The 14,857-nt window shown below is 74.8% G+C and carries 1 protein-coding gene; it reads left to right on the top strand.

What is annotated here, in order from left to right; translation table 11 throughout:
- Positions 1-293: 293 nt before the first annotated feature.
- Complete coding sequence (locus tag VLK66_RS02470; RefSeq protein WP_325307619.1) at positions 294-14,804, top strand: non-ribosomal peptide synthetase/type I polyketide synthase; 14,511 nt, start codon at positions 294-296, stop codon at positions 14,802-14,804.
- Positions 14,805-14,857: the final 53 nt, after the last annotated feature.

Below are 14,857 nucleotides of genomic sequence, written 5' to 3'. Positions count from 1 at the left end.
TGAAGTCGCAGCAACAACTACGGGAAGCCTCGCAAACTGCGCGAGGCTGATCCGCTCATTCTGTGGCATCAGCGCTCACGACCACTGTCCTTTCATCCTCCGTGGTCGCGCGCAGCGCGGTGTTCGACTCAGGATGACGTCCATGGGTGACGGGTCGGGGTTCTCGTAACTGTCTCCCCCGGCTGGCGTCGGAGCCGGATGCCCGGACTTAGGACTTAGGACTTAGGACTTAGGACTTAGGACTTAGGACTTAGGACTTTTCCGTACCACCTGGAGCGAACGACCGAATGTCGATGTCTGACCGCGAAAACGAGATCGCCGTCGTCGGGATGGGCTGCCGCCTCCCCGGCGCTCGCGACGTCGCCGGGTTCTGGACGAACCTGAGCGCCGGCGCCGAGTCGATCTCGTTCTTTCCGGACGACGAGCTGCGCGCGGCGGGGGTGCCGGAGGAAGACCTCCGCGACCCGGCGTTCGTCCGCGCGTACGGGTCGCTCCCCGACGCGTGGGCCTTCGACGCGCCGTTCTTCGCGGTGAACCCCCCCGAGGCGCTGGTGATGGACCCGCAGCACCGCGTCTTCCTGGAGTGCGCCTGGACCGCGCTCGAGGACGCGGGGGTGGACCCGGCGCGCTTTCCCGGCTCCATCGCCGTCTACGCCGGATCGGGCGCCAGCCGGCACCTGGCGCGGGTGATGTCGCACCCCGACATCGTAAACTCGGTGGGCGGCGACGTGGCGCACTTCGCCAACGAGCGCGACTTCCTGACCACCCGCGTCTCGTACAAGCTGGGGCTGCGCGGGCCCAGCGTGGTGGTGCAGACGGCCTGCTCCACCTCGCTCGTGGCCATCCACCTGGCCTGCCAGAGCCTGCTGAACCGCGAGTGCGACCTGGCGCTGGCCGGCGGCGTCACCGTCTCCATCGACCAGGAGCAGGGATACCGCTACGAGGAGGGCGGCATCCTTTCCCCCGACGGCCACTGCCGCGCCTTCGACGCGCGCGCCGCGGGGACCGTGGCCGGCTCCGGCGCCGGCGTCGTCGTCCTCAAGCGCATGGTGGACGCGCTGCGCGACGGCGACCCCATCCACGCGGTGGTGAAGGGCTCGGCCATCAACAACGACGGGGCGGGGAAGATCGGTTTCACCGCGCCCAGCGTGAAGGGCCAGGCGCAGGCCATCGCCGAGGCGCTGGCGGTCGCGGGGGTGGACCCGGCCGACGTCTCGTACGTCGAGGCGCACGGCACCGGCACGCCGCTGGGCGACCCCATCGAGATCGCCGCGCTAACCGAGGTCTTCCGCGAGGGGACCGATGCCGTGGGCGCCTGCGCGCTGGGCGCGGTGAAGGCCAGCATCGGCCACGTGGACGCCGCGGCGGGTGTAGCCGGCTTCATCAAGACCGTCCTGGCGCTGAAGCACCGCGCCATCCCGCCCACGCTGCACTTCCAGGTCGCGAACCCCGAGACGGGGCTGGACGGATCGCCCTTCTTCGTCAACACCGGGCTGCGGGAGTGGGAGACGGGCGGCCGCCCGCGCATCGCCGGCGTCAGCTCGTTCGGGATGGGCGGCACCAACGCGCACGTGGTCCTCGAGGAGGCGCCCGAGCTCGCGCCGCTGCCGCCGTCAAGTGCGCCGCAGGTGATCGCCCTCGCCGCGAAGTCCGGCGCCGCGCTGGAGCGGATGCGCCGCGAGCTGGCCGGGCGCCTCGCCGCCGATCCCCATCTCCCGCTGGCCGACGTCGCGTTCACGCTGCAGGAGCACCGCGCCGCGCACCCGCACCGCTGGGCCGCCACGGTTCGCGACCTGGCCGAGACGCGCGAAGCGCTGGCGGGGACGCCGGTCCGCCGTCCGTCCACCCGCCGCGCGGGCGAGCAGCCGCCGCCGGTGGCCTTCCTCTTTCCCGGCCAGGGGACGCAGCACGCGGGGATGGCGCGCGAGCTGTACGAGCGCGAGCCCGTCTTCCGCCGCGAGCTGGACCGCTGCGCCGAGATCCTGAAGCCGGAGATCGGGATCGACCTGCGCTCCGTCCTCTTCCCGCCCGAGGGTGGGGAAGACGTGGCCAACGCCGCGCTCCGGCGGACGGGGCTGACGCAGCCGGCGCTCTTCGCCGTGGAGTACGCGCTGGCGAAGACGTGGATGCACCGCGGCGTGATGCCGGACGCGATGCTGGGCCACAGCATCGGCGAGTACGTGGCCGCGCACCTGGCCGGCGTGTTCACGCTGGAGTCGGCGCTGGGCCTGGTGGCCGCGCGCGGCCGGCTGATGCAGGCGCTGCCGGGCGGGGCGATGCTGGCCGTGCCGCTCCCCGAGGCCGAGGTGCGCGCCCTCCTTCCCGCGCGGGTCTCGCTGGCCGCCGTGAACAGCGCCGCGCACTGCGTGGTCTCGGGCGAGACGGCGGAGATGGACGAGATCGAGGCGGCGCTCTCCGCGCGCGGCGTTTCCGCGCGGCGGCTGCACACCTCGCATGCGTTCCACTCCGCGGCGATGGACCCGGTCCTGGACGCCTTCGCCGCCGAGGTGCGGAAGGCGCGCCCCGCGGCGCCGTCCCTCCCCTTTCTCTCCAACGTCACCGGCGACTGGATCACGGCGGAGCAGGCGGCCGACCCCGGCTACTGGGTGCGCCACCTCCGCGAGACCGTCCGCTTCGCCGACGGCGTGGGGCGGCTGCTGGAGAACCCGTCGCGCGTCCTGCTCGAAGTGGGCCCCGGCGAGACGCTGGGCACCTTCGCCCGCCGCCACTCCGCCGCGACCCCCGAGCGCGTGATCGTCCGCAGCCTCCCGCGCGCGGACAAGCCGGACGATGCCGGGCTGGTGATGCTCGACGCCGCGGCCGCGCTGTGGACCGCGGGCGTGGCCATCGACTGGAAGGCCCTGCGCGGAGGCGAGAGCCGCCGCCGCGTCCCGCTTCCGACGTACCCGTTCGAGCGCACCGTCTACCGCGTGCCGCGCCCCGCCGCCGCGCCCGCGCCCCTTGCTTCCGACCCGCCGCGCCCCGACCCGATGCACAACGCTGGAACCGAACCCGCCGCCGCCCCCGCGCGCCGCTCGCGCGCCGCCGCGCGCGTAACCGAGCTGTTCGCCGGGCTGCTGGGCACCGATCCCGCGCAGCTGGACGCGGAGAGCAGCTTCCTGGACCTGGGCGCCGACTCGCTGCTGCTGATGCAGGCCAGCCGCAGCATCGAGAGCACCCTGGGCGTGCGCATCCCCTTTCGCCGCATGATGGAGGAGCTGTCGACCCCCGGCGCGCTGGCCGCGCACCTGGAGCACGAGCTCCCCGAGCTGGCCCAGCCGGAGCCGGAGCCGGAGCCCGAGCCGGCCGCCATCGCGCCCGAGCCCGTCGCCATCGCCCCGCAGCCGGCCGCCGAGGCCGCGCCCGCCGCCGCGCAGGCGGTCGCGATCCCGGCCTCCGCGTTCCACGCCCTTCCCGCGGGCGACGCCAGCCTGCAGGCGATCGTCGCGCGCCAGCTGGAGCTGATGCAGTCGCAGATCGACCTCCTGCGCGGCGCCGCCCCGTCCAGCGGCCACGGATCGAACGGGCACGCGACGAACGGCCACGGATCGAACGGCCACGGCAACGGTGGGTCGGCGAACGGCCACGGATCGAACGGCCATGGCTCGAACGGGCACGGATCGAACGGGCATGGGAACGGCAGCGGCGGCGCGCACCATCCCACCGCCGCCGCGGCGACGGTGAAGGCGCCGGAGCGGATCCGCGCGGCCGACGTGGCCGGGGCCGCCGCCCCGGGGCAGCAGCCGGCGTCGCACGGCCCGCACCGCCCCGTCTCCGCAACGATCGGGCTGGGCGGGGGACACGACGAGAAGCAGGCGGCGTACTTCGGCGAGTTCGTGCGGCGCTACAACGCGCGGACGCGCCGGTCCAAGGAGTACGCGGCGGAGAACCGGCCGGTGCTCTCGGACAACCGCGCGGCGCTGAACTTCCGCATGGCCACCAAGGAGCTGCTGTACCCCATCGTGGGCGAGCGCTCGCAGGGGTCGCGGCTGTGGGACCTGGACGGCAACGAGTACGTCGACTTCACCATCGGCTTCGGCGTCCACTTCTTCGGCCATCGCCCCGCCTTCATCCTCGACGCCGTCGACGAGCAGCTGAAGCGCGGCATGCACCTGGGCCCGCAGTCGGACCTCGCCGGCCCCGCCGCGAAGCTCTTCAGCGAGCTGACGGGGATGGAGCGGGTGACGTTCTGCAACACCGGCTCGGAAGCGGTGATGACGGCGCTGCGCATCGCGCGCGCCGCCACGGGGCGCGACCGGGTGGTCATCTTCGAGGGTTCGTACCACGGCTGCTTCGACGGCATCCTGGCCGCGCGCGCCCCCGGCGGCAGCGACGCCGAGCCGCGCTCGCGACCGGTGGCCCCCGGCACCACGCAGGGGATGGTGGACGACATCCTGGTCCTCCCCTACGGCACCCCCGAGACGCTGGACTTCCTCCGCGCCAACGCGGCGAAGATCGCCGCCGTGCTGGTGGAGCCGGTGCAGAGCCGCAACCCCGAGTTCCACCCGGTCGAGTTCCTGCGCGAGCTGCGCGCCCTGACCGAGCGCGCGGGATCGGTGCTGGTCTTCGACGAGATGATCACCGGGCTGCGGCTGGAGGCGAAGGGCGCGCAGGGGTTCTACGGCATCGACGCCGACCTGGCGGTCTACGGCAAGGTGATCGGCGGCGGCTTTCCCATGGGCGTGGTGGCGGGCCGCGCGCGCTACATGGACGCCATCGACGGCGGGCAGTGGAGCTTCGGCGACCGCAGCTATCCCGCGGCCGACCAGACCTTCTTCGCCGGCACCTTCTGCAAGCACCCGGTGACGATGGCCGCGGCGCTCGCCGTCCTCCGCCATCTCCAGGCGCGCGGGCCCGCGCTGTACGAGGAGCTGAACGCGCGCACCGCGCGCCTGGTCGCCCGCCTGCGCGCGCTGCTGGAGGCGGAAGGGGTGCCCATCCGCATCGTCAGCTGCGCCAGCCTCTTCCAGTTCCGCTTCGCGCCGCAGGACCCGATCGTCGATCTCCTCTTCTACCACATGATCGAGCGGGGGATCTACATCTGGGAGGGGCGCGCCTGCTTCGTCTCCACCGCGCACACCGACGCCGACTGCGACCGGCTGGTGGACGCGCTGGCTGATAGCATCCGCGCGCTGCGCCAGGGCGGCTTCCTTCCCGCGCAGGGCGGCCCCGGCGGCGGCGGTCCGGGAGGGCGGGGGGATGCGGATCCCGATCCGGCCCCGGCGGTTCCCGCGGACCTGAAGATCTTCCCGCCGCCCGAAGTCCCAGCGGACGAGCCGCGCTCGTACCCGCTCACCCCCGCGCAGCGCCAGATCTGGGTGCACGCGCAGCTGGGCGACGACGCCTCGCGCGCCTACAACGAGCAGACGGTGTTCGCGCTGCGCGGGCCGCTGGACGTGGCCGCGCTCCGCGCCGCGCTGGACGACGTGGTGGCGCACCACGACTCGCTGCGCACCACCTTCGACCGCTCGGGCGAGGCGCAGCGCGTCCGCGCCTCCGTCTCCGTCCCCTTCCTGGCCACCGCCCCCGACGGCGCGGACGCGCTGGACGCGGCGCTGGCGGCCGCGGCGGGCCAGGCCTTCGACCTGGCCGAGGGGCCGCTGCTGCGGCTGCACGTGCATGCGCGCGGCGCCGACGACCACGTGGTCCAGCTGGTGATGCACCACCTGGCGGCCGACGCGCTGGGCGCCGGCGTGCTGATGCGCGACTGGGAGACGGCGTACCATGCGCGCCTGGCCGGCGAGGCGCCGGTCCTCCCCCGGGCGATGCAGTTCGGCGAGTACGCGGCGCTCCTGGCCGAACACGCGGCCGGGCACGCCGAGCACGAGGCCGGGTGGCTGGAGCGCTTCCAGGGCGCCGAGCCGCTGCAGCTTCCCGCCGACCGTCCGCGCCCCCGCGTGCCCACCCACCGGGGCGGCACCGAGCGGCTGAGTCTGCCCGCGCCGCTGGTGGCCGCGCTGCGCGACTTCGGGCGGCGGGAGCGGTGCACCCTCTTCGCCACCCTGCTGGGCGCGCTGGCCGCCACGCTGCACCGCGTGGCCGCGCAGGACGACGGAGTCATCGGCATCCCCAGCGCGGGGCGGCCCTTTCCCGGCTCCGAGTCGCTGGTGGGGCACTGCGTGGACGTGCTTCCGCTGCGCACCCGCGCGGACGAGGGCACCACGCTGCTCGCCTTCCTGAAGCAGGTGCGCGGCTGGCTGCTGGACGCGTACGAGCACGAGCCGTTCTCGTACTCGCGGCTGCAGGAGCTGGCCGGCGCGGCGCGCGGGCCCGCCGCGGCGCCGCTGGTGTCGGTCGCCTTCAACCTGGAGCCGGGCGGCGGCGGCGCGGAGCCGCGGTTCGCGGGGATGCGGATGGAGGGCGTGGGCACGCCCACGCCCAACGCCAAGTTCGACCTGAACCTCGACGCGGTCGACGCGGGCGCGGAGATCGAGCTGGTTTGCCTCTACAGCACGGACCTGTTCGACGCGCCCACCGTGCGCCGCATGCTGGGCCGCCTCCGCCGCGTGCTGGAGCAGGCCGTGGCCGACGCGGCGGTCCCGCTGTCCTCCGTCGACCTGCTCGGCGCCGGCGAGCGCGAGCAGCTGCTGGCCGCCTGGAACGACACCGATCGCCCCGTTCCCACGCTCCCCGTCCACGCGCTGTTCGCCGGGCAGGCCCGCCGCGCGCCGGGGGCCACCGCGCTCCTGCACGGCGGCCAGGCCGTCACCTACGGCGCGCTGGACCGGCGCTCGAGCGCGCTCGCGCGGCGGCTGCGCGCGCTCGGCGTGGGCCCCGAGGTGCCTGTGGGGCTGTGCGTGGAGCGCACCCCCGAGCTGCTGGTGGCGGTGCTGGGGATCTGGAAGGCGGGCGGCGCGTACGTGCCGCTGGACCCCGCCTACCCCGCCGAGCGGCTGGAATTCATGGCCGCCGACGCGGCGCTCCGCGTCATCGTCACCTCGGGCGGCGCGGCCCCGGCGCTGAACGCGCACGGCGCCGCGCGGGTCCGCATCGACTCCATCGATCCCGATCTCCATGACGGGAACGAGGAGGGGGACGAGGGAGATGCGGGTGCCACGGCGGAGAACCTGGCGTACGTCATCTACACCTCCGGCTCCACCGGCCGCCCCAAGGGGGTGATGGTGCGCCACGGCTCGCTGGCCAGCCACCTGGCCGCCACCCGCGAGGCGTTCGGCATCGCGCCGGGCGACGTGGTGCCCGCACTGGCTTCGTACTCGTTCGACATCTGGCTCTTCGAGGCGCTGCTCCCGCTGACCTCGGGCGCGGCGGTGCGGCTGGTGGCGCGCGAGCGGGTGATGGACGTTCCCGCGCTGCTGGGCGAGATCGCCGACGCCACCCTGCTGCACGCGGTGCCCGCGCTGATGCGCCAGGTGGCCGCGGCCGAGCGCGAGCGCCCCCGCCTGGCCGGGCTGCGCACCGCCGTGGTGGGTGGCGACCTGGTGCCCGCCGGGCTGCCGGCCGAGATGCGCGCGGCGTTCCCGTCGGCCCGCCTGCACGTGCTGTACGGGCCCACCGAGGCCACCATCCTGGCCTCGGCGCACCGGGTACCCGACGACGGCTCCGTCCAGGGGCACCCCATCGGGCGGCCGCTGGGTAACGTGCGCCTGTACGTCTGCGACGCCGGCGGCGCCCCGCAGCCGGTGGGCACCCCCGGCGAGCTGCTGATCGGCGGCGAGGGGGTGGCGCGCGGCTACCTGGGCCGCGCCGCCCTCACCGCCGAGAAGTTCGTTCCCGACCCGTTCGGCGGGCGGCCGGGCGCGCGCCTGTACCGCACCGGCGACCGGGCGCGCTGGCGCGGCGACGGCACCCTGGAGTTCTTCGGGCGGCTGGACCAGCAGGTGAAGATCCGCGGCTTCCGCGTGGAGCCGGGCGAGATCGAGGCGGCGCTGCGCCGCGACCCGGCCGTGCGCGACTGCGTGGTGGTGGTGCGCGACGACGCCGCCGGCGAGCGGCAGCTGGTGGCCTACGTCGCCGGCCAAGTGGAGGTGGACGCGCTGCGCGCCGGGCTGCGGCGCACGCTTCCCGAGCACATGGTCCCCGCCGCGTTCGTCGTGCTGGACCGGCTCCCCCTTTCGCCCAACGGCAAGCTGGACCGCAAGGCGCTCCCCGCGCCCGACTTCGCGGCGCCGGACGATGCCTGGGTGGCCCCGCGCACCCCGGTGGAAGAGGTGCTGGCGGCGATCTGGGCCGGCCTGCTGCGCCTGGAGCGGGTGGGAACGGCGGATTCGTTCTTCGAGCGGGGCGGGCACTCGCTGCTGGCCACGCGGCTGGCGTCGCGGGTGCGCGAGACCTTCGGGGTGGAGATGGGGGTGCGCGAGGTGTTCGACGCGCCCACCATCGCGGAGCTGGCGGAGCGCATCGAGGTGCTCCGGCGCGAGGACGCCCCCGCGCTCCCGCCCGTCGCCCCCGCGGACCGCTCGGCGCCTCTGGCTGCGTCGTTCGCGCAGGAGCGGCTCTGGTTCCTCGACCGGCTGCAGCCCGGCGGCGCCTCGTACAACATCCCCCTCGCCCTCCGCCTCTCGGGCGAGCTGGACGCCGCCGCGCTGGAGCGCGCGCTGGGCGAGATCGTGCGCCGCCACGAGTCGCTGCGCACCACCTTCGCCGAGATGGGCGGCGCGCCGGTGCAGGTCGTGGCTCCCTTCTCCGGCTTCCGTCTCCCCGTCCACGACGTGGCGGACGAGGCGGAGATCCGTGCCCGCGCGGAAAGCGAGGCGGCGCGGCCTTTCGACCTGGCCACGGGCCCGCTCTTCCGCGCCACGCTGCTGCGGCGGTCGGACGCGGAGCACGTCCTTCTCCTCACCGTGCACCACGTGGTGGGCGACGGGTGGAGCCTGGACCTGCTCTTCCGCGAGCTGCGGGCGCTCTACGGCGCGTACCGCGAGGGCGCCGCGTCGCCCCTCCCCGATCTTCCCCTGCAGTACGCCGACTACGCCGCCTGGCAGCGCGAGCAGCTGCGGGGCCAGGCGCTGGAGCGGCCGCTGGCGTGGTGGAAGGAGCGGCTGGCGGGCGCGCCCGCGCTGCTGGAGCTGCCGACGGACCGCCCGCGCCCCGCGGTGCAGAGCTTCCGCGGCGCGCACCGCGAGTTCGAGCTTCCCGCCGGGCTGGCCGCGCGGCTGGAGGCGCTGGGCCGGCGCGAGGGCGCCACGCTGTTCATGGTGCTGCTGGGCGCCTTCCAGGTGCTGCTGGCGAAGTACGCGGGGACCGACGACGTGGTGGTCGGCACCCCCATCGCCGGCCGCACGCGGCGCGAGACCGAGGAGCTGGTCGGGCTGTTCGTGAACACGCTGGCGCTGCGCGCCGACCTCTCCGGCGACCCCGCCTTCCGCGAGGTGCTGCAGCGCGTGCGCGAGGCCACGCTGGGCGCGTACGAGCACCAGGAGGTGCCCTTCGAGCGCCTGGTGGCCGAGCTGAGCCCCGAGCGCAGCCTGGGCCATTCGCCGCTCTTCCAGGTGATGTTCACCCTGAACGACGGCGCCGGCGCCGCGCGCGATCTGCCCGGACTGCGGGTGGAGGGCGTGGAGGCCGGGGCGGCCGAGACCAAGTTCGACCTCACCCTCTTCGCCGCCGCCGGGCCGGAGGGGATCCGCGGGGTGCTGGGGTACGCGGCCGACCTCTTCGAGCCCGCCACCGCCGCGCGCATGCTGGCGCACTGGGTCCGCGTGCTGGAGCAGGTGGCCGGCGATGCCGACGTGCGCCTTTCCCGGCTGGAGCTGGCCGGCGCGGACGAGCGCCGCGCGGTGCGGGTGTGGGGGCGCGGCCCGGAGCTGGCGGCCGGCCTCCCCGTCCATCGCCGCTTCGAGGAGCAGGCGGCGCGCACCCCCGACGCGGCCGCCGTCGCCTGCGCCGGCGAGCGGCTCACCTACGGACAGCTGAACGCGCGGGCCAACCGCATCGCCCACCGCCTCCGCGCGCTCGGCGTGGGGCCCGAGGCGCGGGTGGCGATCGCGCTGGAGCGGAGCCCGGAGATGGTGGCCGCGGTGCTGGGCGTGCTGAAGGCGGGCGGCGCCTACGTCCCCCTCGACCCCGCGTATCCGGCCGAGCGGCTGGAATTCATGCTCGCGGACTCCGCCGTGGCCGTGCTGGTGACGCAGGAGTCGGTTCGTCCCCGCCTCTCCATCCCCCCTGCCGTCGCGGTGGTGAGCGTGGACGGCGAGGACGCGGATCTCGGCGGCGACGACGAGAACCCGCGCTGCCTCGTCGTGCCGGAGAACCTGGCGTACGTCATCTACACCTCCGGCTCCACCGGCCGCCCCAAGGGCGTGGGCGTGGTGCACGGCGGGCTGGCCAGCTACGCCGCGTGGGCGGTGGAGGCGTACGGCGAGGGGGGATGCGGCGCGCCGGTGCACTCCTCGCTCTCGTTCGACCTCACCGTCACCTCGCTCTTCGTCCCCCTGCTGACGGGGAAGACGGTGACGCTGGTCCCCGAATCGGCCGGGGTGGACGGGCTGGGCGAGGCGCTCCGCGCCGGGGGCGGCTTCACCCTGGTGAAGCTCACCCCCGCGCACCTGGAGCTGCTGTCCCGCCAGCTCCGACCGGAAGAGATGGCCGGCCGCGCGCGCACCTTCGTGGTGGGCGGCGAGCAGCTGCTGGCCGAGACGGTGGCGCCCTGGCACCGCCACGCGCCGGAAACGGCGGTCGTGAACGAGTACGGCCCCACCGAGACGGTGGTGGGGTGCTCGGTCTTCCGCTCCACCCCGGAAACGGCGGCGGAGACCGGCGCCGTCGCGATCGGGCGGCCGGTGGCCAACACCGCGCTGTACGTGCTGGACGGGAACCTGAACCCCGTCCCCGCCGGCGTCCCCGGCGAGCTGTACGTGGGCGGCGCCGCGGTGGCGCGCGGCTACCTGGGGCGCCCGGCGCTCACCGCCGCGGCCTTCGTCCCCGACCCGTCCTCGGCCCAGCCGGGCGCGCGGATGTACCGCACGGGCGACCGGGTGCGGTGGAAGGAAAGTGCGGAAGTGCGTGAGTGCGGAAGTGCGCTGGATCCGCGCGAGAACGAGCGCACTCCCGCACTCACGCACTCACGCACTGCGGTTCTCGAGTTCCTGGGCCGCGCCGACGACCAGGTGAAGATCCGCGGCTTCCGCATCGAGCCCGGCGAGGTCGAGGCGGCGCTGCGCCGCGAGCCGGGCGTTGCCGAGTGCGCGGTGATCGCGCGCGAGGACGGGCCGGGCGGGCGCGCGCTGGTGGCGTACGTGGCCGGCGGCGCGGATCCCGACGGGCTGCGCGACGCGCTGCGGCGGAGCCTTCCCGAGCACATGGTGCCCTCGGCAATCGTGGCGCTGGACCGGCTCCCCCTTACCCCCAACGGCAAGCTGGACCGCCGCGCCCTTCCCGCGCCCGGGCACGGCGCCGCTTGCGGGCAGGTGGCTCCGCGCACCCCGGCCGAGCAGGTGCTCGCGGGGATCTGGGCCGAGGTGCTGGGCGTGGAGCGGGTGGGCGCGGGCGAGAACTTCTTCGAGCTGGGCGGGCACTCGCTGCTGGCCATCCGCGTGGTGGCCCGCGTCCGCGAGGCGTTCGGCATCGAGCTGCCGGTGCGCGCGCTCTTCGAGGCGCCCCAGGTGGCGGCGCTGGCGCGGCGGGTGGAGGAGATCCGCGATCAGGAGCTTCCCCCGCCGCCCCCGCTCGCGCCCCAGCCGCGCGACGGACGGCTCCCGCTCTCGTTCGGGCAGGAGCGGCTCTGGTTCGTGGACCGGCTGGAGGGAGGATCGCCCTTCTACAACATGCACGACGCGCTGCGCCTTTCGGGCGCGCTGGATGCGGCGGCGCTGGAGCGCGCGCTGGGCGAGATCGTCCGCCGGCACGAGACGCTGCGCACCGCGTTCGTGGATACCGGGGACGGCCCGGTGCAGGTGATCGCCCCCTTCCAGGGCTACACGCTCCCCGTCGAGGACCTGTCCGCGCTCCCCGCGAGGAAGCGCCGGGCCAAGGTGGCGCGCCGCGTGGCCGCCGACGCCGAGCTGCCCTTCGACCTGGCCGCGGGGCCGCTCTTCCGCGCCGCCCTGCTGCGGCTGGGTGAGGAAGAGCACGTCCTCCTCCTCTGCGTGCACCACATCGTCAGCGACGGGTGGAGCCTGGACGTGCTCTTCCGCGAGCTGGGCGCGCTGTACGCCGCCTTCCGCGACGGCCTTCCGTCTCCCCTTCCCGAGCTCCCGGTGCAGTACGCCGACTTCGCCGCGTGGCAGCGGCGGCGGCTTTCGGGGCCGGTGCTGGAGCGGCAGCTGGCGTGGTGGAAGGAGCGGCTGGCCGGCGCCCCCGCGCTGCTGGAGCTTCCCACCGACCGCCCCCGCACCGCCGAGCGGAGCTGGCGCGGCTCGCACGAGCCGGTGTCGTTCCCGCCCGCGCTGGCCCGGCGACTCGAGGCGCTGGCGCGCGGCGAGGGCGCCACGCTGTACATGGTGCTGCTGGCCGCCTTCCAGGTGCTGCTGGGCCGGTACGCCGGGAGCGACGACGTGGTGGTGGGCAGCCCCATCGCCGGGCGCGACGTGCCCGGGGTGGAGGGGCTGGTCGGCTTCTTCATCAACGCACTGGCCATGCGCGCCGACCTTTCCGGCGACCCCGCCTTCCGCCAGCTGCTGGGGCGGGTGCGCGCCGGCACGCTGGACGCCTACGAGCACCAGGAGATCCCTTTCGAGAAGCTGGTGGCCGAGCTGCAGCCCGAGCGCGCCACCAGCCACTCCCCCGTCTTCCAGGTGACCTTCACCTTCGAGGCGGCGGGCGAGGGGGCCGCGGGGCTGGGCGGGCTGGAGGTGGAGCGGGTGGAGCCCGACGCCGACACCACGCGCTGGGACCTGACGCTGGCGCTGGGCGCCGGCGCCGGCGGCATCGCCGGGCAGCTCTTCTACAGCACCGACCTCTTCGAGCGCTCCACCATCCGCCGCATGCTGGCGCACCTGGAGCGCCTGCTGGAGCAGGTGGCCGCCGACCCCGACGTGCCCCTTTCCCGGCTGGAGCTGCTGGGCGACGAAGAGCGCGCGCTGGTGGTCCACGAGTGGAACCGCACCGACGCGCCGTCGGCCTCCGACCGCTGCCTGCACCAGCTCTTCGAGGCGCAGGTGAAGACGACGCCGGGCGACGCGGCCATCCTCGCCGGCGACGAGACCGTCACCTACGCGCGGCTGGAGGCGCGCGCCAACCGCGTGGCCCACCGGCTGCTCGCCCTCGGCGTGGCGCCGGAAGAGCGGGTGGCGCTGGCGATGGAGCCGTCGCCGGACTGCATCGCCGCGCTGCTGGGGATCCTGAAGGCGGGCGCCGCCTACGTGGCCATGGACCTGGCCGCGCCGGACGACCGCATCGCCTTCATGCTGAACGAGTCGGCCGTGCGCGTGGTGGTGGCCGACGCGGCGCAGGCGGGGCGCGCGTGGGCGGCCGCGCGGACGGTGGTGGAGCTGGACGGCGCGCTCGCCCGCCTTCCCGGCCTGGCCCCGGCGGTTCCGGTCACCCCGCGCCACCTGGCCTACGTGGTCTACACCTCGGGGTCCACCGGCATTCCCAAGGGGGTGCTGGTGGAGCACGGCGGGGTGAGCAACGCCGTGGCCGCCTTCGACCGCATCTACTCCGTCACCCCCGGCTCGCGGGTGCTGCTCTTCGCGCCGCTGCACTTCGACGCGTCGGTGATGGACATCTTCACCGCGCTCACCACCGGCTCGGCGCTGGTGGTGGCCCCGCGCGACGAGCTGATCGGCGACGCGCTGGTGCGGCTGATGGAACGCCACCGGGTGACCCACGCCAAGTTCACCCCCAGCTCGCTGGCCGCCACGCCCTTCGCCGAGCTTCCCGACCTCCGCGTGGTCTCGGTGGGCGGCGAGGTGTGCAGCGCCGAGCTGGTGGCGCGCTGGGCACCGGGGCGGCGCTTCTTCAACAACTACGGGCCCACCGAGACCTCGGTCCGCATGTCGACGTTCGAGGCCAGCAACGGCACCGTGCCGCCGCCGATCGCCGCGGGGATCGACAACGTGCGCGTGTACGTGCTGGACGAGGCGGGCGCGCCGCTCCCCGTGGGCGTTCCCGGCGAGGTGTGCATCGGCGGGGTGCAGGTGGCGCGGGGATACCTGGCCCGCCCGGCGCTCACCGCCCAGCGCTTCGTGCCCGACCCCTTCTCCGGCGTTCCCGGCGCGCGCCTGTACCGCAGCGGCGACCGCATGCGCTGGAAGGGCGACGGCACGCTCGAGTTCGTGGGGCGCATCGACCACCAGGTGAAGATCCGCGGCTTCCGCATCGAGCTGGGCGAGATCGAGGCGGTGCTGCGCCGCCACCCGGACGTGGCCGGCGCCGTCGTCGTCGCCCGCGAGGACACGCCGGGGGACAAACGCATCGTGGCCTACGTGGCCGGCGGGGCGGACGCGGGCGAGCTGCGGACGCACCTGCGCCGCGCGCTCCCGGAGTACATGGTTCCCGCGGCCTTCGTCGCCCTGGGCTCGATCCCGCTCACCAGCAACGGCAAGGTGGACCGCGGGGCGCTTCCCGCGCCCGACTTCGCGGCCGCGGAAGAGGCGTACGTGGCGCCGCGGACCATGGTGGAAGAGGTGCTGGCGGGGATCTGGAGCGAGGTGCTGGGGGTGGACCGGGTGGGGGCGGACGACAGCTTCTTCGAGCTGGGCGGCCACTCGCTGCTGATCATGCAGCTGATCACCCGCATCCGCGCGGCCTTCGCCGCCGACCTTCCCATCCGCATCGTCTTCACCAGCCCCACGCTGGGCGCCATGGCCGAGGCGGTGGAGCGGCGCATCTACGAAGACATCCTGCAGATGCCCGAGGACCAGGCGCTGGAGCTGGCCGGCCTGGACCTGGTCGCGGGAGACTGACCATGACGCATCTCCACACCCGCCCCGCGGCGGCCGCAACGAATACCGGAGGT

The organism is Longimicrobium sp. (assembly GCF_035474595.1).
Taxonomy (GTDB): domain Bacteria; phylum Gemmatimonadota; class Gemmatimonadetes; order Longimicrobiales; family Longimicrobiaceae; genus Longimicrobium.
This window is presented reverse-complemented; position numbering and strand designations above follow the sequence as displayed.

Coding starts and splice junctions, on each gene's coding strand:
- VLK66_RS02470 (WP_325307619.1), top strand. CDS start 294: ATGTCTGACCGCGAAAACGAGATCGCCGTCGTCGGGATGGGCTGCCGC.